Raw genomic sequence first — 22,852 nt, 5'->3', positions numbered from 1 at the left:
CAAATAAGGATCAGTGATGACAGCCCTTGCAAATCAGTTAACCCAACGTTTTTTCCGCTATCTGGCGGTCAGTAGCCAGAGCGACGCTAAATCGAATACTTTGCCGAGCACGCCATCCCAGCACGCCATGGCGCAGCTGCTGGCGCAGGAGCTGACCGCTCTCGGGCTGGATGAGGTCGTTATCGACGACTGCGCCACGGTGACCGCAGTGAAGCGCGGCAACCGGCAGGATGCGCCGCGCATCGGGTTTATCACCCATATCGATACCGTCGATGTGGGGCTGTCGCCCGATATTCATCCGCAGATCCTCACCTGGCAGGGCGAGGATCTGTTGCTTAACGCGCGAGAAGATATCTGGCTGCGCCGCGACGAGCATCCAGAGATCGCCCCCTATCTCGGCGAAGAGATTATTTTCAGCGACGGCACCAGCGTGCTGGGCGCAGACAATAAAGCGGCGGTAACGGTGGTGATGACGCTGATGGAGAATTTGCAGGGCGATCACGGCGATATCGTGGTGGCCTTTGTGCCCGATGAGGAGATCGGCCTGCGCGGCGCCAAAGCGCTCGATCTGGAGCGGCGCTTTAACGTCGATTTCGCCTGGACCATCGACTGCTGCGAGCTGGGGGAAGTGGTTTATGAGAACTTTAACGCTGCCTCAGCGGAAATCACCTTTACCGGCGTGCCGGCCCATCCGATGTCGGCCAAAGGGGTGCTGGTCAATCCGCTGCTGATGGCGCACGACTTTATCAGCCTGTTCGATCGTCAGGAGACGCCGGAGCATACCGAGGGCCGCGAAGGCTATATCTGGTTTAACGAGATGCAGGCGGGCGCCAGCCAGGCAACGCTGAAGGCCTCGATTCGCGATTTCGATCTGGCGCAGTTTGCCGCGCGTAAGGCGCAGCTGCAGCAGGCGGTGACGCAGATTGCGCAACGCTACCCGACCGGCAGCGTCGCCATCAGCATCAGCGATATCTACAGCAATATTAGCAACGCCGTAGGCGAGGATCGCCGCGCCATCAATCTGATCTTCGCCGCGCTGGCGGATCTCAATATTGAACCGAAGGTGATCCCCATGCGCGGCGGCACCGACGGGGCGGCGCTGTCGGCGAAGGGGCTGCTGACGCCAAACTTTTTTACCGGCGCGCACAACTTCCACTCCCGCTTCGAATTTCTGCCCATCTCGTCGTTTGTGAAATCTTATCAGGTGGCGGAGAGGCTTTGCCTGCTGGCGGCGCAGAGCTGACCATCGGTGGCGGTGCGGTCGCTGCATCGCTGCCCTGTTAATTTGCAGGGCCGGTCAGCATCTGGCGAGACAACGGCAGCTGAATCGACAGACGGCTCAACTGTCGACTCACGGACGCTAATGGGGTCCCCTGCGCCATCGCTGGCAAGGGAGGGAGGATCGGCAGAGGATTGCGCGGCGGGTTACAGGGTTAACTGGCTGCCTAAAATGATATCCGCCTGCTGTAACGTAACATCCAGCCCGGCTGACGTCGTAAAGGTCAGTTCGCCAAAAATAACCCTGCCCGCGATAAGATAAAAATCGGCGCGTACAAACTTGAAGTCGGAGGCTAACTGCGTCGCATAGTGTTTCATTTTATCAAAGCCATCAGGCATGGCGGGATAATCGTTTTTGCTGATTAGCTCAAGGGTATCTTCGAAAGGAAGAGGATGCCAGTTCATATCAAAATAGTAGAACTTTGGCCTTCCCTTTTCGCGTCCGACACAGACCATTACCGCATAGGGTCTGCCGTTAAAACAGTAAAACTTGTAATCATCGGGAAAACCGCCGCGCGCATTCTCAATAAACTTTTCGCACAAAATTTTTCTTTCGATTTTTTTGTACTGCGGCTCGACAAAAAGCGATGAGAAATCCTCTTTTAGCCACCTGTTGAGCTGCCGGTTGGTTTTCTCAATATCGAGCCGGGCTTTATCACTACAGATAATATTATAGCCTGCGCCATGGTTGCATTTAAGCGCAAACTTTTCGGGCAGCGCCCTGTAGTCGATATCCTGGGGGTTATCATAAACGCCGTAGAGATCGTTTAGGATCTCACCGCAGCCTTTTGATGAGACATACTCCCTGACCTTGTATTTGTCGGCGCACAGCGTGTAAATGTCGTTGTCGAGTTCGTTAAACTTCAGCCACTGAATCTTCTCATTAAGGTTAGTGGGATTGGTCAGGTTAAGCCTTTTCCTGAACCTGATAAAATAGTGTGCCTTTGCACATGACTCAGGAAAGATATTTGCACTTATCTTTAAGGCGGACTTTACCGTTTGTTTTATCATTTAAGCAGACCCTCTTGATTTGAAGATGCCAAGATGCATTTTGAAAATGGTTTTATCTTTAAAAAAGTAATTAAGCAGCGTGCAGGACAAAAGCTCTACAATCAAAAAGCAATATGCCGCTCCCTTAATGCCAAATGCATGGATCATTAGCCAGGATAAGGGAATGGTGAACAGACAGCATAGAAACATCTTTTTAGCCAGGTAGCTGTAGCCCGATTCCTTTATGATATAGCGGTAGCAAATGGTGCCGAGCGAAGAGAACATCGTGCCGATGATAATAACGGGAATAATCGCCACGGCGTCGCTATAGCTCTCGCCATAGAGCAGGCGGATAACGTCATCACCAAAAACAGCAAAGCCGCCGAGCATCACCAGAGAGAGCAGGATAACCAGGCGATTAATGTTAACCAGCAGGCGTTCGACCACCAGCGGATTTTTTTCACTGTAGATGCGCGAAAAGAAGCTGGTAATCAGCGCTAAAACAATAAATGACCATGCGCCACCCAGGGTGAGCGCCACGCTATAGACGCCCAGGTCTGAATAGGTGAGTATCCGCGCTAAAAAAAGGCTCGAAACCTGCGTATAGATATCGGCAGACAGGCTTGAGAGAATCAACGCCCCGCCCGTGTAAAGCAGGTGCAGATTATAAATCTTTCCCCCTTTCGCGCGCGCTTTTACTTCGGTGGTATAGTGGAAATAGATAAGGCGCATAATATAGGGCACAAGAGGAATAATAACGATCGGTATAGTGAAGTAATAAACCGGCATCTTAAAGTGCGACACCAGGAACCGGATCAGTAGCGCAACAGAGAGCCCGATTACGTTTGTTATCGTGTTGATCTTTGATTTTAGCTGGGTGTTGTTATAGACAGAGAAGAAATCCATCACAATAAAGTAGGTAGCGATGCAGTTAGCCACGCCAAACGCAAACACCACGGGATCAGAAAAAAGCGAGAGCGCGATTAACACCGCCCCTGATGACAGCAGAAAGAAAAAGCGCCGCTGATTTTGCGTGTGGATCGCCATCGCGATCCCGGAGGCGGCCTTTTCGCTCATCCGTTTGAAAATGATGTTCTGCCCGCCAAACCAGGATAAGGTTTGCACAAAAACAAAAAGCGAGGTGGTGATATTTATCTTACCAAAATTCTCTGGCCCAATATATTTGGCCATCAACGAATTAATATACAACAGCCCAATGATATTAATTGACTTCTCCAGCATAATCCATATTGCATTAGAGTACATATTCTGTCTCGCATCAGCACGGCGCTAAAATGCGCCGCATTTAACTCGTCTCGCTGGGGGCAATTCCCGCCAATAAACAGAGAATGTCAACCTGCTCTGCGCCTGATTGAATAAGCAAACCTCTTCGCTACGCCTGGCTGATGGCGCCATTTTTTCTGGTAAAGAGTGTGGCCACTTGTATAAAAATAGTGAAGCGCTTTTTTAATTAATCAGATTAATGACGTCACGGGCGTAATATCGCGCCCAGTTATAACTGGTGATCACTATTTATTTAACCAGCTGCCCGCTGGCTGCTTATTAATGGCCTTTATCTTAACATTCATCGCGAGCCACAATAAAACCACGCAGAGAACAACAGATAATCTTTACGCCTCAATAAACCGGCGTCTCACCGCAGCACAGTCGACAGCAGACGCGGCTGCACCGCCGGGCCACCCTGTTTCAGAAGCAGCGCAATAAATAAGAAAGTTTTTCAACCCAGGCTGGTATTGCCGCGTATTAACTCTATGATGGTTTCTGAAACAGCCTGCCGCCCTCGCTGGCGAGATAATAATATTTTTTCATAAGGACAGATATTAATGGCAATAAGCATCTCTACCCCGCTGATCCACTCTCTTCCATTAAGCCAGCAGAGTGGCTGCTCTGTCTGGCTGAAGATGGAGTCCTCCCAGCCAACCGGATCGTTTAAGCTCCGCAGCGCCGCGCATATTTGCCGTTATTACGCCAGCCAGAACGCGAAAGCATTTGTCAGCTCCTCCGGCGGAAATGCCGGTATCGCGGTGGCGCACAGCGGCCGCAAACTGGGGGTGCCGGTTACGGTGGTGGTGCCCGAAACCACCTCTGCCAGAGCCCGACAGCTGATTGAGCAGGAAGGCGCACGGCTGGTTGTCCACGGCAAGGTGTGGAGCGAGGCGAATGATTACGCGCTCTCTCTGGCGACGGATGAGATCTTTTATATTCACCCCTTCGATAACCCGCTGCTCTGGGAAGGGATCAGCACAATCGTGGATGAAGTGATTAACGAAGGCGTTCGCCCGGACGCGGTGATTCTTTCCGTGGGCGGTGGAAGCCTGCTGTCTGGCCTCGCCCAGGGTCTGGAAAAGCACCAGCTGAGTCATATTCCCGTCTACGCCGTTGAGACTTACGGCACGGCCTCGCTCAACGCCTCGCTCAATGCTGGCCGACTTGTGCGTCTTGATAGCGTCAGCGGGATTGCCACCACTCTGGCGGCCAGTCAGGTATGCGAAAATGCCTTTAAGGTTGCGTGCCGGGGCAATGTGACCAGCCTGCTGGTTTCCGATGAGGAAGCCACCTCAGCCTGTCGGCGATTTCTGGACGATCACCGCGTGCTGACCGAGCCGGCATGCGGGGTTTCTTTATCCCTCTTATACGATCGTAAGATCCGCTTTAGCCCGACAGATAATGTGCTGGTGATCGTGTGCGGCGGAGCATCGGTCACCGTGGAGAGTCTGCTCGGGTAACAGGGGCTAATCTCTTCTCTGTTCGCCCCGGCAGCGGCAGCGGCAGCGATAAAAAAGGCGGCTATTAGCCGCCCTTTCTTCTTACTTTGTCGTGCTGACGTCGATGCCGGGGAAATATTTCTCCGCCAGCTTCTTCACCGTGCCGTCATCCTGGATTTTGGTAATCGCCGCATCCAGCGCCTGCTTCAGCTTCGTATCGCCCTTACGCAGACCAAAACCGATGCCGGAACCGAGAATCGCGTCATCCTCGACCGCCTTGCCGGCGAAGGCAAAGCCTTTGCCCTGCGGTTTATCGAGGAAGCCCGACTGGCCGGCGGCGGACATCACCAGCGTCCCGTCCAGACGGCCCGCAACCATATCGTTATAGACCTGATTCTGATCCTGATAGGAGGTGACGGTTACGCCCTGGCTCTCCCAGTGCTTTTTAGCGTAGGTCTCCTGAATGGAACCCTGCAGCACGCCAATATTCTTGCCCTTTAGCGCTTCAGCGGTGGGCTGGAGCTTCTCGCCCTGTTTCACGATCAGCATGCTCGGAATGCGGTAGATCGGTTTCGTAAAGTCGATGCTCTTCGCCCGCGCCTCGGTGATATTCATCGCCGAGTTAATGGCGTCGAACTTCTTCGCCTGCAGCGCCGGGATCAGCGCGTCGAAACTGCTCTCTACCCAGTGACAGTCAAAATTGCCGGTCGCGCAAATGGCTTTGCCCAGCTCAATGTCGAACCCCTCCAGCTCGCCCTGCGCGTTGCGGCTCTCAAACGGCGCATACTGCGATTCAAGGCCGTAACGCAGCGTCTCCGCCGCCAGCGCGTGCGCCGAACTCATCAGGCCCAGCGCTAAAAAAATCGCGTTCACTTTTTTCATTTTTTTCCCCTGAGATTAACCCTTCACCCGACAGAGCGCTTCCGCGCCGCGCTGCAGGGTAACGTCGTCTTTTGCAAATGAGAGCCGAATAACCTTGTTGTCGGTACCGTCCATATAAAACGCCGAAAGCGGAATGGTGGCCACACCCTGTTCGACGATAAGACGTTTTACCATCTCGCTGTCAGATTCGTCACTGAAATGTCCGTAGCTGGCCAAAACAAAAAACGAACCGGCGCACGGCAGCAGCTTAAACGGCGACGCCTGCAGCAGCGCCACCAGGCGATCGCGCTTCTGCTGGTAGAAGGCCGAGAGCGAGAGATAGTTCCCGGCGTGCTGCAGATAGTGCGCAAAGCCGATCTGCATCGGCGTATCGGCGGCGTACATCATAAACTGATGCACCTTAACCAGCTCCTCCATCAGCCTGGCGGGGGCGAGACAGTAGCCGACGCGCCAGCCGGTTACGTGGAAGGTTTTGCCGAATGAGGAGACGATAACGCTGCGCTGCGCCAGCTCCGGATGGGTCGCCATACCGCAGTGGGCGCGGCCGTCGAACAGAATATGCTCATAGACTTCATCGGAGAGCACCACAATATCGGTGCCGCGCGTTAGCGCTGCCAGCTGCGCCAGATCGGCGGGCGTCAGCACCTGCGCGCTCGGGTTGTGCGGCGTATTAATAATGATCATGCGGGTGCGCGGCGTCAGCGCAGCGCGCAGCGCCTCCCAGTCGATGGCATAGTCGGGGAACTGCAGCTTCAAACCCACCGGGATGCCGCCCTGCAAACGCACCACCGGCGCGTAGCTGTCAAAGGCGGGCTCGAAGAAAATCACCTCATCGCCCTGGTTCACCAGCGCGGTAATCGCCATATAGATACCCTGGCTGGCGCTACCGCTGATCAGCACTTCGGTCGCTGGATCGTAGTGCTGTCCGTAGAGCGAGGCGACCTTCGCCGCCAGCGCCTCTTTGAGCGCGGGCCAGCCGGTCATGGGCGCATACTGGTTATGACCTTCACGCATGGCGCGGCTGACCTCCTCCACCAGCGCCGGATCGCACGGGAAGTTGGGCGCGCCCTGCGACAGGTTAATGGCGCGGTGCTGCGCGGAGAGCTGACCGATGACGCTGAATATGGTGGTGCCTACGTCGGGCAGTTTGGACGTGACGTTAACGCTGCTTTTCATCGGGCGTGCTCCTGCGCGGCTGCATAAAAATGTTGTTTTCGTTAATTTCTATTCAACGACCCGGCGCTTGAGCCGACAAGCGAATTGTTGTCATAATAGCCATGACAAATTTGCATAGCTGGAGTGACAATGCCGCGTTCTCTGCCGCTTAACGCCATACACGCTTTCCTGGTCACCGCTCGGCATCTTAACCTGACGCACGCGGCGGGCGAACTCTGCCTCACTCAGGGCGCGGTAAGCCGAAAAATCGCCTCCCTTGAACACTACCTGGGGTTTGCGCTGTTTGAACGGCACGCGCGCGGCCTGCGCCTGACCTCGCAGGGCGCAGCGCTGCTGCCGGAGCTGCGGCAGGGATTTGAGCTGATGGCGGGCGCGACGGACAAGGCGATGCGTCAGCATGGCGTTATTCGCCTCAGGGCGCCGACCTGCGCAATGCGCTGGCTGGTGCCGCGGCTGGTGGCACTGGAGCAGCAGCGGCCGGAGCTGCACGTCGCGCTGACCACCACGCTTGAGCATCACGCCGAGCTGGAGGGGTTCGACGCCGCTATCCTGTACGGCACGCCGCCGCCTGGGGCGATCCACTTGTTCGACGAGGCGATTACGCCGGTGATGGCAGCTGATATCGCGCCGCCCGCCTTGCCCGCGGGGCTGGCGGCGATGACCTTTCTGCATCCCACCGGCGATACCCGCGACTGGCAGCTGTGGCTCAGCGCCCAGAATACCCGACTGACGATGGGGCGTAATCAACATTTCAGCACCATGGATCTGGCGATTAGCGCGGCCATACAGGGGTTTGGCGTAACGGTGGCGGATATTAATCTGGTGGAGAGCGATCTGGCGAACGGTCGACTCATAGCGCCGTTCGCCAGCCGGGTAAAAACCGGGGCGGCCTACAGCCTGCTGCAGCGCCCCGTCAGGGATGCGCCGCCTTTCCTTGCGGATCTGGCGGCGTGGCTGTCGCGGGATTAAAAGGTGACCCAGTCGGCGCTCTGCTCCGCTTTGAGGCGTGGCGTGCCTCCAGCGGGCGGCGTCGCGCTGTCGCGACCAGACGGCGCGCTGGCCAGCGGCGTCTGCGACGACAGGCGGAAGCGGGAGACTGAAGCCTCCAGCGATTCGGTCTGACGCGCCAGCGCGGCGGCGGCGGCGGAGACCTCCTCCACCAGCGAGGCGTTCTGCTGCGTGACGCTGTCCATCTCGGTCACGGCGACGCCCACCTGCGAGATGCCTTTGCTCTGCTCTTCCGAGGCGGCGGCGATCTGCTTCATGATGGCGTCCACGTCCTGCACCGACTTGAGAATATTATTCATGGTGCTGCCGGTATTGCTCACCAGCGTCGCCCCTTTATCGACGCGCTGCACCGAATCCTCAATCAGCGCGGCGATCTCTTTCGCTGCGGCGGCGCTGCGCTGCGCCAGATTGCGCACCTCGCTGGCGACCACCGCAAAGCCGCGACCCTGCTCGCCGGCGCGCGCCGCTTCCACCGCCGCGTTCAGCGCCAGAATGTTGGTCTGGAAGGCGATGCCGTTAATCACGTTGGTGATCTCGGCGATCTTCTTCGAGCTGCCGGAGATGCCGTTCATGGTGGAGACCACTTCACTCACCAGTTGGCCGCCCTGCTGCGCCGTCGACGAGGCGGTTTCCGCCAGCATGCTGGCCTGACGCGCATTGTCGGCGTTGAACTTCACCGTCGCGGTCAGCTGCTCCATACTGGCGGCGGTCTGCTCCAGCGCCGCCGCCTGCTCTTCGGTACGGGAAGAGAGATCGTTATTGCCGGCTGAAATCTCCGCCGCGCCGCGCGAAATATTCTCGGTGCCGCTGCGAATGGCGCTCACCGCTTCGCGCAGGCTCTCCTGCATGGCGCTCAGCAGCGGCACCAGCTTGCCCACGCAGTTGCGGCCGAAAGGCTGCACCGTCTGGCTGAGGTCGCCGGTGGCGATCACGGCGAAATGCTCGCGGATGCGATCCAGTGGTTTAACCAACATGGTTACCAGATAGCGATCGGTAAACAGCAGGATCAGCAGGCCTACGAAGACCGCCGCCACCAGGGTGATTTTGGTCATCACGGTCAGACGATCGACGTTGACGCGGGTCTGATCGAGCGTGACCGCCGCCGCCTGGTTAAAGGCCTCTGCGCTGGCGCCGAAGGCGCGGCTTAGCGCCGGCGTTACCGTACTGGCGTGCTGGCGATAGGCCTCAAGCGACGCCTGACGCGCTTTCTCCAGCTGCGGCGTGACGCCCTCATCCAGCAGTTTTTGCCAGTTGCTGATGACCTTATCGACGATCTGCGGATCCATCGGGCCGGGCGCCATCTGTTTAAACTGCGCCAGCTGCTGCTTCATATTGTCCAGCGCCTGCTGGACCGGTTTCCAGTCGGCGTCGGTGGGCTGCGCGCCGACCGCTTTTATCTCCATCACGCGCGACAGGCGCGTGATGACGCGGAAATACTGGTCGTTGCCCTTGCCTAAGATGGTCATCTGAGCCACCAGATGACGATCGACCTCATTGCCCTTGCTGAGCTCGCCGAGCGAATGCACGCTAAACCAGCCTACCGCGCACCACAGCAGGCAAAACAGGCCGAGAATCCAAAGCATAACGGCGCGAATTGTGAAATTTTTTAATATACCCATAGCCAAGTCCTTGACGGTGAAAACCGAGGGGGCCCGATAATCTCGGGCATACAGGCGTTATCGGCAGGGATTGAGGAAGGTACAGGGTTTTAGTTAGCAATAAAATTGCTCAATTATCACGCGCAGCGCAAGGCTAAATAATTGATTTATAATTTTTTACTCAGGCGGCACCGGGTGATAAACCTTGCTGCCGCCTTAACAATTAGTCGTCAAAGCTTCACCATGCTTTTCATCATCAGGCGAAACAGCCTCAGGCGAGCGCGTAAAAAATTGCGCTTTAGCAGCAGCGCCTCTTTTCCCCCTTCGCCAAAGGCAAGCGTGACGTCCTCGCCGGGATGCCAGGCAGGCCAGCTTATCTCGCCCTCCAGCCGGTGGCTGAATGCGCTGGCGTCGCGCGCAAAGGTGAACCAGTAGTCCGCCATGCGCCGGGCAAAGGCGCGATCGGCGGCGGTATAGGGTCGCTGGCTGTCGACGGGCTGCATCGCCGTCAGGGTATTGAGCGTATAGGGCACCTCATTGCCGTGCCAGGCGCCGTGCGGATAGAGATCGCGCGACTGCTCGGAGACATAGTCGAACCAGTAGCGCCAGCCCGGCATGCCGACGTTGTGCTGGGCGCGCATCAGGATCCACGGCATCACGCTGAAGGCCAGATCGCGCGCCGCCGCGCGTCCCAGCAGGCGATCGTCGTGAATATCATACAGCCACTTCAGCAGCCGATAGCTGAGCGGACGGCCAACGCGCAGCTGGCGCATCACCTCTGCGCTGTCGACGTTGAAGTATTCCAGCACGCTCGCTTCGTCGCTGTTACTGCCTGCCATCAGCGGAATACGGTGCTGGCGCGCTGCCATAAAGGTGTTCAGCATCGGCTGGGGCAGCACGGCGTCGCCCGCTATGGGCACCGGCCCGTGCCACAGCGGCGATTCCAGCGGCCAGAAGGCGTCGGCAGGCAGCGCGCGCAGCTGCTGCGCGGTGGCGTTGGGCAGCCCAAAATGGGCCGCAACCTGCTCACCCTGCTGCAGCGCCGCTTTGCGCGGCTTGTCCGGCAGGCTGTAGGCGCTTTGGGCGATAGCTTTATGAAACAACCCCTCCGCCAGCGGCGAGCAGCAGAGCGACAGCACGCTGCGCGCGCCGGAAGATTCGCCGAACAGGGTGACGTTGTCACGATCGCCGCCAAACGCGGGGATATTGCGCTGCACCCACTGCAGCGCGGCAATCTGGTCGAGCAAGGCGAAATTGTTTACCACGCCGCCGTCGCGGTACTCCGCATCCAGCGCCGGATGAGCGAAGAACCCCAGGTGGCCGAGGCGATAATTGACCGTTACCACCACGGCACCGCGCGCCGCCAGCGGCTTGCCGCTGTAGGGCGGCAGCCCGCCCGATCCCATAACAAAGCCGCCGCCGTGCAGCCACACCATTACCGGCAGCGGTCGTGCCGGCTCGACGTCGGGGGTCCAGACATTAAGATAGAGGCAGTCTTCGCTGAGCGGGCCGGGATCGCCACCGCCCGCGACGGCACAGAGGGTGCGGTTTTGCCAGCAGGCGGCGCCGAAGGCGGTTGCGTCTCGCACCTCTTGCCACGGCCTAACCGGATGGGGCGCGCGCCAGCGCAGCGCGCCTACCGGCGCGGCGGCATATGGAATACCCTTAAAAACAAAGAGATCGTCATCCATACTTCCTCTTAGCTCGCCTTCGGCTGTGCTGAGGCGCAGAGGTCGTCTGTTTTTCATTACCTGTTCCCTGATAAAGCGTTAAGGCATTATCTACAGGCCGTTAAGATATTGTCCATGTGTCTGGTGCATTTGCAGATTATGCTGAATCGATGCCGTTACGCATCGGCAAAACCGCACCGTGCCAGCGATTGCTGCTGGCGCGCCTGATAAAGCTGCATTTCATCGTGCACCGGCGCCCCGAGCGCCCGTTCAAAATCGGCCCTGCTGGCGTGGCCGGCGGAACGTCCCTGCGCCCGATCGCCCAGATTTGACTGAAAAATGCCCGCCGCGCTCACCGGCAAAAAATCCTCATACACCAGGGGATCGGCGATAATGCGGCCCTGCTCGATCAGCATCGCCAGGGATTCGCCCGCCTGAGGCGGCTGCGCCTCGCCCTGTTCGCTCAGCCGGTAGTGGAACCAGGCAAGCTCCTGTTCGCGCAGGCTGCGCTCATCATCGGGAAAGGCGCGAAACACGTCGGCCAGACGCTGCTGGTGCTGCTGATTATCAGCGCCGGTGCCCGCTTCCGCCAGCAGGCGATCGTAGAGCGCGCGGCCTTTTGGCGTCAGCGCCGCCCCGCGCTGCTCGATTTCGCCAAAGCGCGCGGTGTGGGTGCCGCTGTCGCCCTGCTGAAAGCTCACCACCTCTTCCAGCGCTTTAAAGCTGGTCTGACGCAGCAAAATTGGCACGTTGCGCCGCGGCGGTCCCTCTATCAGCGCCTTGGGATCGATGCCATATTCCGGCATCAGCGCCTGCACTCGATCGATATCCAGCGTGCGCGGCGTCAGGTGGTTGATGTGGCATCCCGGAAAGCAGACCACGTCGGCGACCAGCCGATGCTGCTGGCTGAGCGCCTGATAGGTGGCGCGGTCAACGGTGCTGAGCGCGTGCCAGCGGAAGGTCTCCAGCGCCTCAGTGACAAAGGCGTCGGCGTCAGCTTCGCCCAGGCCGCCCTGCTGCTGATGCTGCGCTATCAGCGCCCGGCAGCGCGGCGTAAAAATATCACGCTGCGCCAGTATCGCCGCCGCCTTCTGCCGCAGCTCAAGGTCGTCAATCAGCTCCAGCCGCAGCAGCGAGGTAAAGATGCGGAAGGGATTGCGCCGCAGCGCCTCATCGCTCACCGGACGAAACGCGGTGGAGTGTACCGGCACGCCCGCCTGCGAGAGATCGTAATAGCCGACCGGCTCCATGCCCATTACCGCAAACATCTGCCGCAGCGTCGCCAGCTCCTGCGCCGTGCCGACGCGAATGGCACCGTGGCGCTCCAGGTTAAGGCGCTCCAGTTCGTCCGCGGCGCTGAGCCGCGCTTTCAGCGTCGGGCTATCGGTTAAACAGCGCGCGTTGACCTGCTGCACCAGCGTCATCAGCGTGCCGTACTGCGGCACCTCCTGCTGATACATAGCGGACATCGCCTGTGAGAAGCGCGTGCGGATAGCGTCCGCGCTGAGGAAGTCATTCATGGTGCCTGCTCCTGACATGATCGAGATTGCTGCTACTGTAGAGCAACCCGCTGTCGGCAGGCGAAAAAGTTACGGATTTGTGATCGGCTTAAAGCCGAAGCGGTTTTTCATCACCAGCATCAGGGTCGTCAGCAGCGCGGGAATAGCCAGCAGCATAAAAATCAGGCTAAACGACCAGCCGAGCGAAAGCATCTCCGCGCCGACAAAGGCGCTGAGGATGGCGCCGACGCGGCCGACGCCGTGCATCCAGCTGGAGCCCGTGGCGCGCGCGTGCGTGGGATAGTAGCTGGCCGAAAGCGCGTTCATGCCGGTGTTGGCACCGTTGAAACAGAAGCCGCTAAGAAAGGCAATGCCGCTCATCATGCCGACTTCCGCCGGGGAGAAGCCCAGCGAGACGATCGCCAGCCCGCCGCAGAAATAGATGGCCGCCAGCGCCAGCGTGGCGTTGAAGCGATCCATTAGCCAGCCTGCGAACAGCGATCCCAGGGTGCCGCCCGCCTGATACATGGCGGTAATAATCGCCGCCTCGGTGACCGACATGCCCAGCGTATTGATCAGCGACGGCAGCCAGCTGCCGATCAGATAGACCAGAAACAGCCCCATAAAATAGCCGCCCCACAGCATCAGGCTGCCGAACAGATAGCGGCGCGACACCACGGTAGCGATTGCGCCCTGGGTCTGCGGCGTCGGCTCCTGCGAGTGAAAAGCGCTGTCGGGACGCGTGGCGCCAGGCAGCATCCGCTCAAGAATGGCGTGAATGCGCGTCGCCGGCGCGCGGCGGCTAATCAGAAAGCGCACCGACTCCGGCAGGCCGCGAACCAGAAATGGCAGGATCGCCAGCGGCAGAATGCCGCCCAGCAGCATCACGGCATGCCAGCTATAGCGCGGCAGCAGCCAGGAGGCGGCGAAACCGCCGCTGGCGGCGCCGAAGGTAAAGCCGCAGAACACCACGGTGATGATAAAAGCGCGGCGGCGCTCCGGCGCGTACTCCGCCACCAGCGTGCCGACGTTGGGCATCGCCGCGCCCAGCCCCAGGCCGGTAAGAAAGCGAAACAGCATCATCTGTTCGATGTTGTTTGCCAGCGCGGTGGCGAGCGTCCAGAGCCCGAAGAAAAAGACGCTGAGGATAATCATCATACGTCGGCCATAGCGATCGGCCAGTGGCCCCGCCAGCATCGCGCCGAGCGCCAGCCCGACCAGCGCGGCGCTGATCACCAGGCCGAGCTGATGGTTAGTAACGCCCCATCCCGCCTTGAGCGTCGGCGCGATAAAGCCCATCAGCGCGATATCCATGCCGTCAAGGGCAACCACGATAAAGCAGAGCGCAATCAGACGCTTTTGCCAGCGGCTAAGCTCTGATTGATTGATTAACTGGCGAACGTCCACGGCCTCGACGCTGGTCACTGCGAACTCCTCACTGCGCTCACCCCTGATGCATCAGTTTTGGTAAAAAAAACGGCAGCTATGATAGCCCATCGTTAACGATAAGACGCCTGATTTTTATATGATATTGAGAATTATTCAACATTAATCAGTTAACCTGTTGAAATTGCTGAGGTGAGCATAAGGTTAACGCGTCATCCGCTTTGCGGCTAAGCCTGTTTTTCTCTTTTTATCAACAAGTAGCGTCAGGCGACGCTTTTTGTTAATTTTATTTTGCAGCAAAGTTAACAAAACCCAACTTTACTGGTTGCCGTAGAGCGGCCAAACTCATTAGGTTTGTGAGATGGACAAAAATATCCTTTTCAATCAGCGCATTCGCTTGCGCCATCTTCATACCTTTGTTGCGGTCGCGCAGCAGGGAACCCTGGGCCGCGCGGCGGAAACGCTGAGCCTGAGCCAGCCTGCGCTCTCAAAGACCCTTAACGAGCTGGAGGAGCTGACGGGGGTACGCTTGTTTGAACGCGGCCGGCTCGGCGCGCAGCTCACCACTATGGGCGAACAGTTTCTTATTCACGCGGTAAAAGTGCTGGATGCCCTTAATCACGCGGGCCAGAGCCTCACTCTGCCGATCTCGACCCGTCCGGTAGTGATCCGCCTCGGCGCGCTGACCACGGCGGCTATGGGTATGCTGCCGCAAATTCTCGACCGCTTTCACCAGCAGCAGCCGCACGCCACCGTGCAGGTGGCCACGCTGCACAATAACGTGCTGCTGGCGGGGCTACGCGCGGGCGAATTTGAGATCGGTATCGGCCGCATGGCGGATAGCGAGATGATGACCGGCTTAACTTATGAGCTGCTGTTTCTGGAATCGCTCAAGCTGGTGGTACGTCCCGAACACCCGCTGTTAAGTGACAACGTCACTCTCTCTCGGGCGATGCAGTGGCCGGTGGTGATCTCCCCTGAAGGCACTGCCCCGCGCCGTATTGCACAGCAGATGCTTGATGAACAGGGCTGCACCCTGCCCAGCACCTGCGTCGAAACCTCATCAACCTCGCTGGCGCGCCAGCTGGCGCTGCGTTATGACTACGTATGGTTTGTGCCATCGGGCGCCATCAAAGAAGATCTGGCGCACAATGCGCTGTGCGCCCTGCCCATCAGCTCCTCGGGCCCCGGAGAGCCGGTCGGCATTATTACCCGAACCGGCCATCCGCTGAGCCTTAGCGCGGAGATCCTGATGGCGACCATCCGCAAGGCGCCCGACTAACGGCTCCGCTTCGCGTGGCGCTCGCGGTTATCCAGCCGCGCCTTTTCGGTTTTACGCAGGCCGACATAGAGCGCACCGGCGCCGCCATGCTGCGGCTGCGAGATACAGAAGGTCTGCACGTCGTCGAACTGGCGCAGCCAGCGCGCCAGGTAACTGCGCACGATATTGGCGTGGGATTCGTTGTCACGCCCTTTGCCATGAATGATCAGCAAATTGCGCAACCCATCTTTGCGCGCCTGCTGCATAAAGCTGAACACCGCCTGCCGACAGGTCTCTACCGGCTGGCGCAGCAGATTCAGGCTGGCGTCCATCTTATATTCTCCCTTACGCAGCTTATCCAGAACGCCCTGCTGGATGCCGTCGGCCTTGTACTCCAGCGGCGTAGCGAGGGGGATAATGTCGAGGTAGCCGCGCGTCAGGAAGTTCTCTTCCTCTTTCTCTGCCTCAGGCCGACGCGGCGCTTTGGGCGAGGGCGATTTAAGCCACAGGGTGCTGGCGCTATCTTTTAACGGCGTGACGTCACCCATGGCATCCCGAAACAGCTCTTCATCGTCCAGGTTCATAGTCATTTCTCATACCAGGTCTATAAGGGAACAGAGATCAATTCCGCCTCTGCAATTGCAATAGTAGCAAACGCAAAAATCAGTGCGCCAGCGTTCGATCACCCCATTCTGGCGTTTGAAAAATGCGCATCGAGATCAAAAAAGTGGAAAGTTTTCGTGCCAGATCGCAAAAGTGTGATGCGCAGGGCTTGTCACAGCGCGGCTCCGCGCCGCATCGGACATCCCTACTCTTTATGGGCCTAAAACTGCTCGGACGAGTTCCCTTCAGCACAAAAAATGTTAAAATTGACCCCAGTCAATAATCGTCGAGCGTATATTATGATCACTGAAAAACGCACCATTCGCCGTATTCAGTCAGGTGGCTGTGCCATCCACTGTCAGGACTGCAGCATTAGTCAGCTGTGCATTCCGTTCACTCTGAATGAACATGAGCTGGATCAGCTTGACAATATTATCGAGCGTAAAAAACCGATTCAAAAAGGCCAGACGCTGTTTAAAGCGGGTGACGATCTGAAATCGCTTTACGCTATCCGCTCCGGCACCATCAAGAGTTATACCATCACCGAACAGGGCGACGAGCAGATTACCGGCTTCCACCTCGCGGGCGATCTGGTCGGCTTCGACGCCATTATGAGCGGCAGCCACCCCAGCTTCGCGCAGGCGCTGGAAACGGCGATGGTGTGTGAGATTCCATTCGAAACGCTGGACGATTTGTCAGGCAAAATGCCGGCCCTGCGCCAGCAGATGATGCGTCTGATGAGCGGCGAAATCAAAGGCGACCAGGATATGATCCTGCTGTTGTCCAAGAAGAACGCCGAAGAACGCCTGGCCGCGTTTATCTGGAATCTTTCCCGTCGTTTCGGCCAGCGCGGCTTCTCGCAGCGCGAATTTCGCCTGACCATGACGCGCGGCGACATCGGCAACTACCTCGGCCTGACCGTTGAAACCATCAGCCGCCTGCTGGGCCGTTTTCAGAAAACGGGCATGCTGGCGGTCAAAGGCAAATATATTACCATTGAAAATCATGACCTGCTGTCTGAACTGGCAGGTCAGAGCGTTCAGGCTGCTTAATTAATTGGCCGTCTAATGATTAGAGTTGCAGGTATGGGCGCAACGCCTCTGCAACTCTGATTAGCGCCGCATATTTGTTAGTTTATTAATCCCACAGCAACTTTTCCGCTTCTTCCCGCGGTTAACTTAGGCTATCTTTAAACCAGTTCGCCTTGGTTTAAGGAGTTAGTCCCTATGTCCCGCTACCAAAATATGCTGGTCGCTATCGACCCTCAGCAAGACGATCAGCCGGCGCTGCGCCGCGCAGTTTACCTCAACCAGCGTATCGGCGGCAAAATCAAAGCCTACCTGCCGATTTATGACTTCTCCTATGAGATGACCACGCTGCTGTCGCCTGATGAGCGCGCGTCCATGCGGCAAGGGGTGATCAGCCAGCGCACCGAGTGGATCCGCGAGCAGGCGCACGCCTATCTCGAGGCGGGCGTGGAGATTGAGATCAAGGTGGTGTGGCATAACCGCCCCTATGAAGCCATTATCCAGGAGGTGCTGACGCACGGGCACGATCTGGTGCTGAAAATGGCGCATCAGCACGACCGGCTGGAAGCGGTGATTTTCACCCCCACCGACTGGCATCTGCTGCGAAAGTGCCCCTGCCCGGTGTGGATGGTGAAAGATCAGCCCTGGCCGGAAGGCGGCAAAGCGGTAGTGGCGGTTAATCTCGCCAGCGAAGAGCCGCATCACGATGAGCTTAATCAGAAGCTGATCCGTGAAACCACGCGGCTGGCGGAGATGGTGAACCACACTGAGGTGCATCTGGTGGGCGCCTATCCCGTGACGCCAATCAATATCGCTATCGAACTGCCTGACTTTGACCCCAGCGTCTATAACGACGCCATTCGCGGCCAGCATCTGGTGGCGATGAAGGCGCTGCGTCAGAAGTTTTCCATTCGCGAAGAGTTTACTCACGTTGCCAAAGGGCTACCTGAAGAGGTGATCCCCGATATCGCAGGTCAGCTCAGCGCCGGGATTGTGGTGCTCGGCACCATTGGCCGCACCGGCCTGTCGGCGGCGTTCCTCGGCAATACGGCGGAACAGGTGATTGACCATTTGCGCTGCGATCTGCTGGCGATCAAGCCTGACGATTTCACATCGCCCGTGTCGCTTGATGACGATGAAGAGGATGATGACGATTAAAAATAAGGGCGGCCATCTGGCCGCCCTTTTTGTTACAGCGCTTTCAGTATCCCTTCCACGCTCGCTTTGGCATCGCCGAACAGCATCTGCGTATTCTCTTTAAAGAACAGCGGATTCTGTACGCCGGCATAGCCGGTGTTCATCGAACGCTTAAACACGATGACGTTTTGCGCCTTCCACACTTCCAGCACCGGCATGCCCGCGATTGGGCTACGCGGATCGTCTTGCGCCGCCGGGTTAACCGTGTCGTTGGCGCCAATGACCAGCACCGTATCGGTGTCGGAGAAGTCGTCGTTTATCTCATCCATCTCCAGCACCACGTCGTAGGGCACTTTCGCCTCGGCCAGCAGCACGTTCATATGGCCTGGCAGGCGTCCGGCAACCGGGTGAATGCCGAAGCGCACCTTAACGCCGCGGGCGCGCAGCTTCTCGGTAATCTCCGCCACCGGGTACTGCGCCTGCGCCACCGCCATGCCGTAGCCTGGGGTGATAATCACCGATGAAGAGTGCTTCAGCAGCTCGGCCGTCTCTTCCACGCTGATTTCGCGATGCTCGCCCGCCTCTTCGCTCTCGCCGCCCGCGCTGCTGTCGGTACCGAAGCCGCCGGCAATCACGCTGATAAAGGAGCGGTTCATCGCCTTGCACATAATGTAAGAGAGAATGGCACCCGACGAGCCCACCAGCGCACCGGTAACGATCAGCAGGTCGTTGCTCAGCATAAAGCCCGCCGCCGCCGCCGCCCAGCCCGAGTAGGAGTTAAGCATCGAAACTACCACCGGCATATCGGCACCGCCGATAGAGGCCACCAGATGCCAGCCGAAGGCGAGCGCGATCAGCGTCATCAGCAGCAGCGCGAAGACCTGCACGCCGGTGCTCTCGGTGCGAACAAACCACAGCAGCAGCAGGAAAGAGACCACCAGCGCCAGCAGGTTGAGCTTATGGCGATGCGGCAGCATCAGCGGACGCGACGAAATCTTGCCGCGCAGCTTGCCAAAGGCCACCAGCGAGCCGGTAAAGGTTACCGCGCCGATAAAGATGCCAAGGAAGACCTCGGTCAGGTGGATATTCTCCATCACCGCAGGCAGGCCCGGCGCATGATCGATAAAGCTGTTGAAACCTACCAGCACTGCGGCCAGGCCGACGAAGCTGTGCAGGATCGCCACCAGCTCCGGCATTTCGGTCATCTCGACCTTCTGTGCCAGACGGATGCCGATAGCGCCGCCGATCACCATCGCCAGCAAAATCCAGGCGACGTTGCCGCTGTCGGGACCAAAAATAGTCGCCAGCAGCGCCAGCGCCATCCCGCTGATGCCGAACAGGTTGCCCTGCTTTGAGGTCTCATGCTTCGAAAGCCCCGCCAGGCTGAAAATAAACAGAATCGCGGCAACAATGTATGCTGCAGTTACTAATCCGCCAGACATCGGTTACCCCTTACGAAACATTTTCAGCATGCGCTGGGTGACGGTAAAACCGCCGAAAATATTGATGCTGGCAATCAGCACCGCAATAAACGAAATAAACGTGACCCAGCCGCCGTGCCCCATCTGCAGCACCGCGCCGACCACGATAATGCCGGAGATGGCGTTGGTGACCGACATCAGCGGCGTATGCAGCGCGTGGCTGACGTTCCAGACCACGTAGTAGCCCACCACGCAGGCGAGCGCGAACACCGTGAAGTGCGACAGGAACTCTGCTGGAGCGACGTTGGCGAGGCAGGCAAAGAGCACGATCGCCAGCGCCAGCAGCAGATACTTACGCCAGGTCGGCGCAGGCTTCGCCGCCTCACTGACCACCGGCTGCGCCGCCGCAGGCGCGGCTTTCGGCGCGGCAGAGACCTGAATCGGCGGCGCGGGCCAGGTAATTTCGCCATCGCGGATAACGGTCACGCCGCGCACCACGACATCATCGAAATCAAGGGTGATTTCGCCGTTTTTCTCTTTGCACAGCAGCTTCATCAGGTTCACCAGGTTGGTGCCGTAAAGCTGTGAGGACTGGGTCGGCAAACGGCTGGGCAGATCGGTGTAGCCGATGATCTTCACGCCGTTATCGCTGACGGTAACGCGATCGGCGACGGTCAGCTCGCAGTTGCCGCCGGTTTGCGCCGCCAGATCGACAATCACGCTGCCCGGCTTCATGCTGGCGACCATCTCGGCGGTGATCAGCTTCGGCGCCGGTTTGCCCGGTATCAGCGCGGTGGTGACGATAATGTCGACCTCTTTTGCCTGCGCGGCGAACAGCGCCATCTCCGCCTTGATAAAGGCTTCCGACATCACCTTCGCATAGCCGTCGCCGCTGCCCGCCTCCTCTTCAAAGTCGAGCTCGAGGAATTCGGCGCCCATGCTCTGTACCTGCTCTTTCACTTCCGGGCGGGTATCGAAGGCGCGCACGATAGCGCCGAGGCTGCCCGCCGCGCCAATCGCCGCCAGGCCAGCAACGCCCGCGCCGATCACCATCACTTTCGCCGGCGGCACTTTCCCCGCCGCGGTAATCTGCCCGGTAAAGAAACGGCCAAACTCGTGGGCCGCTTCAACAATGGCGCGATAGCCGGCGATATTGGCCATCGAGCTGAGCGCGTCCAGCGACTGTGCGCGCGAGATGCGCGGCACGGCATCCATCGCCATTACGGTGACCTGACGCGCCGCCAGTTTCTCCAGCAGCGCGGCGTTCTGCGCCGGCCAGACAAAGCTCACCAGCGTGCTTCCCGCAAGGGTCAGCGCAATCTCCTCGTCGTCGGGCGCGTTAACCTTCAGTACGATATCGGACTGCCAGATCTGCTGGCTGTCGCAGAGGGTTGCGCCGGCGGCCACGAAACTTTCGTCATCAAAGCTGGCGCGCTTGCCAGCATCATGCTCAACGGCGACGCTAAAACCCAGCTTAATAAGCTGCTCAACGGTTTTCGGCGTCGCCGCCACGCGCGCCTCATTGGGCAATCGCTCTTTGGGTATTCCAATTAACATATTCATCCCTTTCATCGATTGATGATGGCCTGTTGACTGCATAACGACACAGCGCCTGAAACGGGCGTTTCAGGCGCTTATGAACGAAATGCACTTGTATCAAAGTATTTATAACCTACTGAAAATATGAACAGCGATCTACAATCAGAACCTCTGCCAGTGACATTCATACGATTATTCAGCGTCAAAAGAGAAAAGCCGCGCTTTGCGACTGCAAATTGAAAAGTTTGAAATATATTCTGCTAAGCAGAATCGTGTCATGACGAATATCCGGTTAACAAAAACCTTTATTTAACAATGCATTAACTGTTTCAGCACTAAGCGTTACCACCTTTACTGATAATCAGTACAAAAAACGCGCGTAGCAAATTTGCGTGACGTCAGGATGAATTTCGCTATCAATTTCCCGAGATTTGTCGCATAAATTGGCTGCGACAGCCTGTTTATAACATGCAATAATCGTCGGCTAATCTGTTATACATCAAGAGTCCAGCACGTTTTCGTACTCATTTTGCGTAAGGCGAAGGATCATTTTTATGAAGCTGAAGAACACCATTCTGGCGTCAACCTTGTTATCCCTGCTCGCGGGCAACGCATTCGCCGCGCAGGAGCTGACCCCGGAAAAAGCGGCCGAGCTGAAACCATTCGAACGTATTAACGTCACCGGCCGCTTTAACGCGATTAACGATGCGGCTGACGCCGTGTCGAAACGTGCGGATGAGCTGGGTGCCGCCTCTTACTACATTCAGGGCATCAACGACAGCAACGGCAACAGCGGCAACTGGCGCGTGACGGCCGACCTCTATAAAGCGGACGCGCCAAAAGCGAGCAACACCACCACCTACCGCGTGATGAACGGCGTGAAAGAGCTGCCGAAAGCGGAAGCCTTCCGCCTGGAGCCGTTCGACACCGTGAGCGTCAGCGGCTTCTTCGCCAGCCAGCCCGACGTTAACGACGCCATCAGTAAAGCGGCGAAAGAGAAAGGCGCTGCCTCGTTCTTTATCGTGCGCCAGGTGGACGCCAACAACGGCGGCAATCAGTATGTAACCGCCTATGTCTATAAGGCCGACGCGAAAGAGCGTAAGGTGCAGAGCCCGAACCTGATCCCGGCGGATTCCGAGGCGGGCAAAGCAGCGCTGGCGGCCGGCGGCGAAGCGGCGAAGCGCGTGGAGATCCCGGGCGTCGCCTCTTCAGAAACCCCGAGCAACAGCGTCGGCCGTTTCTTCGAAACCCAGAGCTCTACCGGTCAGCGCTACACCGTGAAACTTTCCAACGGCAAGTCGATTCAGGAAGTCAACGCCATCACTGCCGCGCAGATGCAGCCGTTTGACACCGTAACCTTTACCGGCCACTTCGGCACGCCGACCGAAATCTCGGAAGAAGTGGCGAAACGCGCTGCGGACAAAGGGGCGAAGTTCTACCACGTGACCCGTCAGTGGCAGAACCAGAGCGGCGGCAACCTCACCGTCACCGCCGACCTCTTCAAGTAATTTGCTTCAGGGCGGCGCCCGCCGCCCTGCTGTTTGCATTATCCCTTCACAATTTTGCATAACCACGCATTGCCATCCCTTTTCGCACTCCGTAGAATCTGCGCCCTGCTTTTAGGTGAATCCGTCATGTAAAAGCAAAACA

General features: G+C 58.0%; 18 protein-coding genes. 7 read left to right on the top strand and 11 right to left on the bottom strand.

Annotated elements, in window-relative coordinates; all coding sequences use genetic code 11:
- Positions 1-16 precede the first annotated feature (16 nt).
- The gene (gene pepT, locus MHZ97_RS10300; RefSeq protein ID WP_239314471.1) at positions 17-1,243 is read left to right on the top strand and encodes a peptidase T; all 1,227 of its coding nucleotides are present in this window, start codon (positions 17-19) and stop codon (positions 1,241-1,243) included.
- A gap of 182 nt (positions 1,244-1,425) precedes the next feature.
- Here pepT and MHZ97_RS10295 read toward each other — a convergent pair whose 3' ends face one another.
- Entirely contained in the window at positions 1,426-2,289 is an 864-nt protein-coding gene (locus MHZ97_RS10295) for an ATP-grasp fold amidoligase family protein (RefSeq protein WP_239314472.1), read from the bottom strand.
- On the bottom strand, positions 2,290-3,534 hold the full coding sequence (locus MHZ97_RS10290) for an oligosaccharide flippase family protein (RefSeq protein ID WP_255729436.1): 1,245 nt from the start codon (positions 3,532-3,534) through the stop codon (positions 2,290-2,292). It abuts the gene before it with no gap.
- Positions 3,535-4,112: 578 nt separating this feature from the next.
- On the opposite strand from MHZ97_RS10290, the gene MHZ97_RS10285 reads away from it, so the two are divergent.
- Positions 4,113-5,015, top strand: coding sequence for a pyridoxal-phosphate dependent enzyme (locus MHZ97_RS10285; RefSeq protein ID WP_103795824.1), 903 nt, complete (start codon positions 4,113-4,115; stop codon positions 5,013-5,015).
- An 81-nt stretch (positions 5,016-5,096) separates the two neighbouring features.
- On the opposite strand, the gene MHZ97_RS10280 is transcribed toward MHZ97_RS10285, so the two are convergent.
- Positions 5,097-5,876 carry a transporter substrate-binding domain-containing protein gene (locus tag MHZ97_RS10280; RefSeq protein ID WP_103795825.1) on the bottom strand — a complete coding sequence of 260 codons (780 nt, stop codon included), beginning with the start codon at positions 5,874-5,876 and terminating at the stop codon, positions 5,097-5,099.
- A 15-nt stretch (positions 5,877-5,891) separates the two neighbouring features.
- Positions 5,892-7,052 (bottom strand): methionine aminotransferase, encoded by a 1,161-nt coding sequence (locus MHZ97_RS10275; RefSeq protein WP_103795826.1) that lies wholly within the window; start codon positions 7,050-7,052, stop codon positions 5,892-5,894.
- A 129-nt stretch (positions 7,053-7,181) separates the two neighbouring features.
- On the opposite strand from MHZ97_RS10275, the gene MHZ97_RS10270 reads away from it, so the two are divergent.
- On the top strand, positions 7,182-8,021 hold the full coding sequence (locus tag MHZ97_RS10270) for a LysR family transcriptional regulator (RefSeq protein WP_103795827.1): 840 nt from the start codon (positions 7,182-7,184) through the stop codon (positions 8,019-8,021).
- Here the strand turns inward: MHZ97_RS10270 and MHZ97_RS10265 are convergent.
- The 4 genes from MHZ97_RS10265 to MHZ97_RS10250 form a co-directional block, all read right to left on the bottom strand.
- Positions 8,018-9,679, bottom strand: coding sequence for a methyl-accepting chemotaxis protein (locus MHZ97_RS10265; RefSeq protein ID WP_239314474.1), 1,662 nt, complete (start codon positions 9,677-9,679; stop codon positions 8,018-8,020). The genes MHZ97_RS10270 and MHZ97_RS10265 overlap by 4 nt on opposite strands.
- 209 nt (positions 9,680-9,888) lie before the next feature.
- Positions 9,889-11,406: a carboxylesterase/lipase family protein gene (locus MHZ97_RS10260; protein WP_239314475.1), complete on the bottom strand. Its 1,518-nt coding sequence runs from the start codon at positions 11,404-11,406 to the stop codon at positions 9,889-9,891.
- A 98-nt stretch (positions 11,407-11,504) separates the two neighbouring features.
- Positions 11,505-12,848: a VOC family protein gene (locus MHZ97_RS10255; RefSeq protein WP_239314476.1), complete on the bottom strand. Its 1,344-nt coding sequence runs from the start codon at positions 12,846-12,848 to the stop codon at positions 11,505-11,507.
- Positions 12,849-12,917: 69 nt separating this feature from the next.
- Positions 12,918-14,252 (bottom strand): aromatic acid/H+ symport family MFS transporter, encoded by a 1,335-nt coding sequence (locus MHZ97_RS10250; protein ID WP_103795831.1) that lies wholly within the window; start codon positions 14,250-14,252, stop codon positions 12,918-12,920.
- A gap of 322 nt (positions 14,253-14,574) precedes the next feature.
- Here MHZ97_RS10250 and MHZ97_RS10245 point away from each other — a divergent pair, with 322 nt between their 5' ends.
- Complete coding sequence (locus MHZ97_RS10245) at positions 14,575-15,495, top strand: LysR substrate-binding domain-containing protein (RefSeq protein ID WP_103795832.1); 921 nt, start codon at positions 14,575-14,577, stop codon at positions 15,493-15,495.
- On the opposite strand, the gene smrA is transcribed toward MHZ97_RS10245, so the two are convergent.
- Positions 15,492-16,058 carry a DNA endonuclease SmrA gene (gene smrA, locus MHZ97_RS10240; protein ID WP_103795833.1) on the bottom strand — a complete coding sequence of 189 codons (567 nt, stop codon included), beginning with the start codon at positions 16,056-16,058 and terminating at the stop codon, positions 15,492-15,494. The two genes, MHZ97_RS10245 and smrA, sit on opposite strands and share 4 nt — an antisense overlap.
- 318 nt (positions 16,059-16,376) lie before the next feature.
- Between smrA and MHZ97_RS10235 the strand changes: the two genes are divergently transcribed.
- Together MHZ97_RS10235 and uspE are read left to right on the top strand one after the other, a co-directional pair.
- Positions 16,377-17,129 (top strand): FNR family transcription factor, encoded by a 753-nt coding sequence (locus MHZ97_RS10235; protein WP_224481751.1) that lies wholly within the window; start codon positions 16,377-16,379, stop codon positions 17,127-17,129.
- A 174-nt stretch (positions 17,130-17,303) separates the two neighbouring features.
- Positions 17,304-18,263 (top strand): universal stress protein UspE, encoded by a 960-nt coding sequence (uspE, locus tag MHZ97_RS10230; protein ID WP_103795835.1) that lies wholly within the window; start codon positions 17,304-17,306, stop codon positions 18,261-18,263.
- Between the two features lie 32 nt (positions 18,264-18,295).
- Here uspE and pntB read toward each other — a convergent pair whose 3' ends face one another.
- Entirely contained in the window at positions 18,296-19,684 is a 1,389-nt protein-coding gene (gene pntB / locus MHZ97_RS10225; RefSeq protein ID WP_239314477.1) for a Re/Si-specific NAD(P)(+) transhydrogenase subunit beta, read from the bottom strand.
- A gap of 3 nt (positions 19,685-19,687) precedes the next feature.
- Positions 19,688-21,220, bottom strand: a complete 1,533-nt coding sequence (gene pntA / locus MHZ97_RS10220) for a Re/Si-specific NAD(P)(+) transhydrogenase subunit alpha (RefSeq protein WP_239314478.1) — start codon at positions 21,218-21,220, stop codon at positions 19,688-19,690.
- Positions 21,221-21,756: 536 nt separating this feature from the next.
- Between pntA and ydgH the strand changes: the two genes are divergently transcribed.
- Positions 21,757-22,710 carry a DUF1471 family protein YdgH gene (gene ydgH, locus MHZ97_RS10215; protein WP_103795838.1) on the top strand — a complete coding sequence of 318 codons (954 nt, stop codon included), beginning with the start codon at positions 21,757-21,759 and terminating at the stop codon, positions 22,708-22,710.
- The last annotated feature ends 142 nt before the right edge of the window (positions 22,711-22,852 follow it).

It is taken from the genome of Pantoea sp. ACRSC, from assembly GCF_022346785.1.
In the GTDB taxonomy this organism is placed as follows: Bacteria; Pseudomonadota; Gammaproteobacteria; order Enterobacterales; family Enterobacteriaceae; genus Pantoea; species Pantoea alvi.
Note: the sequence above shows the minus strand (reverse complement) of the source record. Positions and strands in the feature narration are given on the sequence as shown.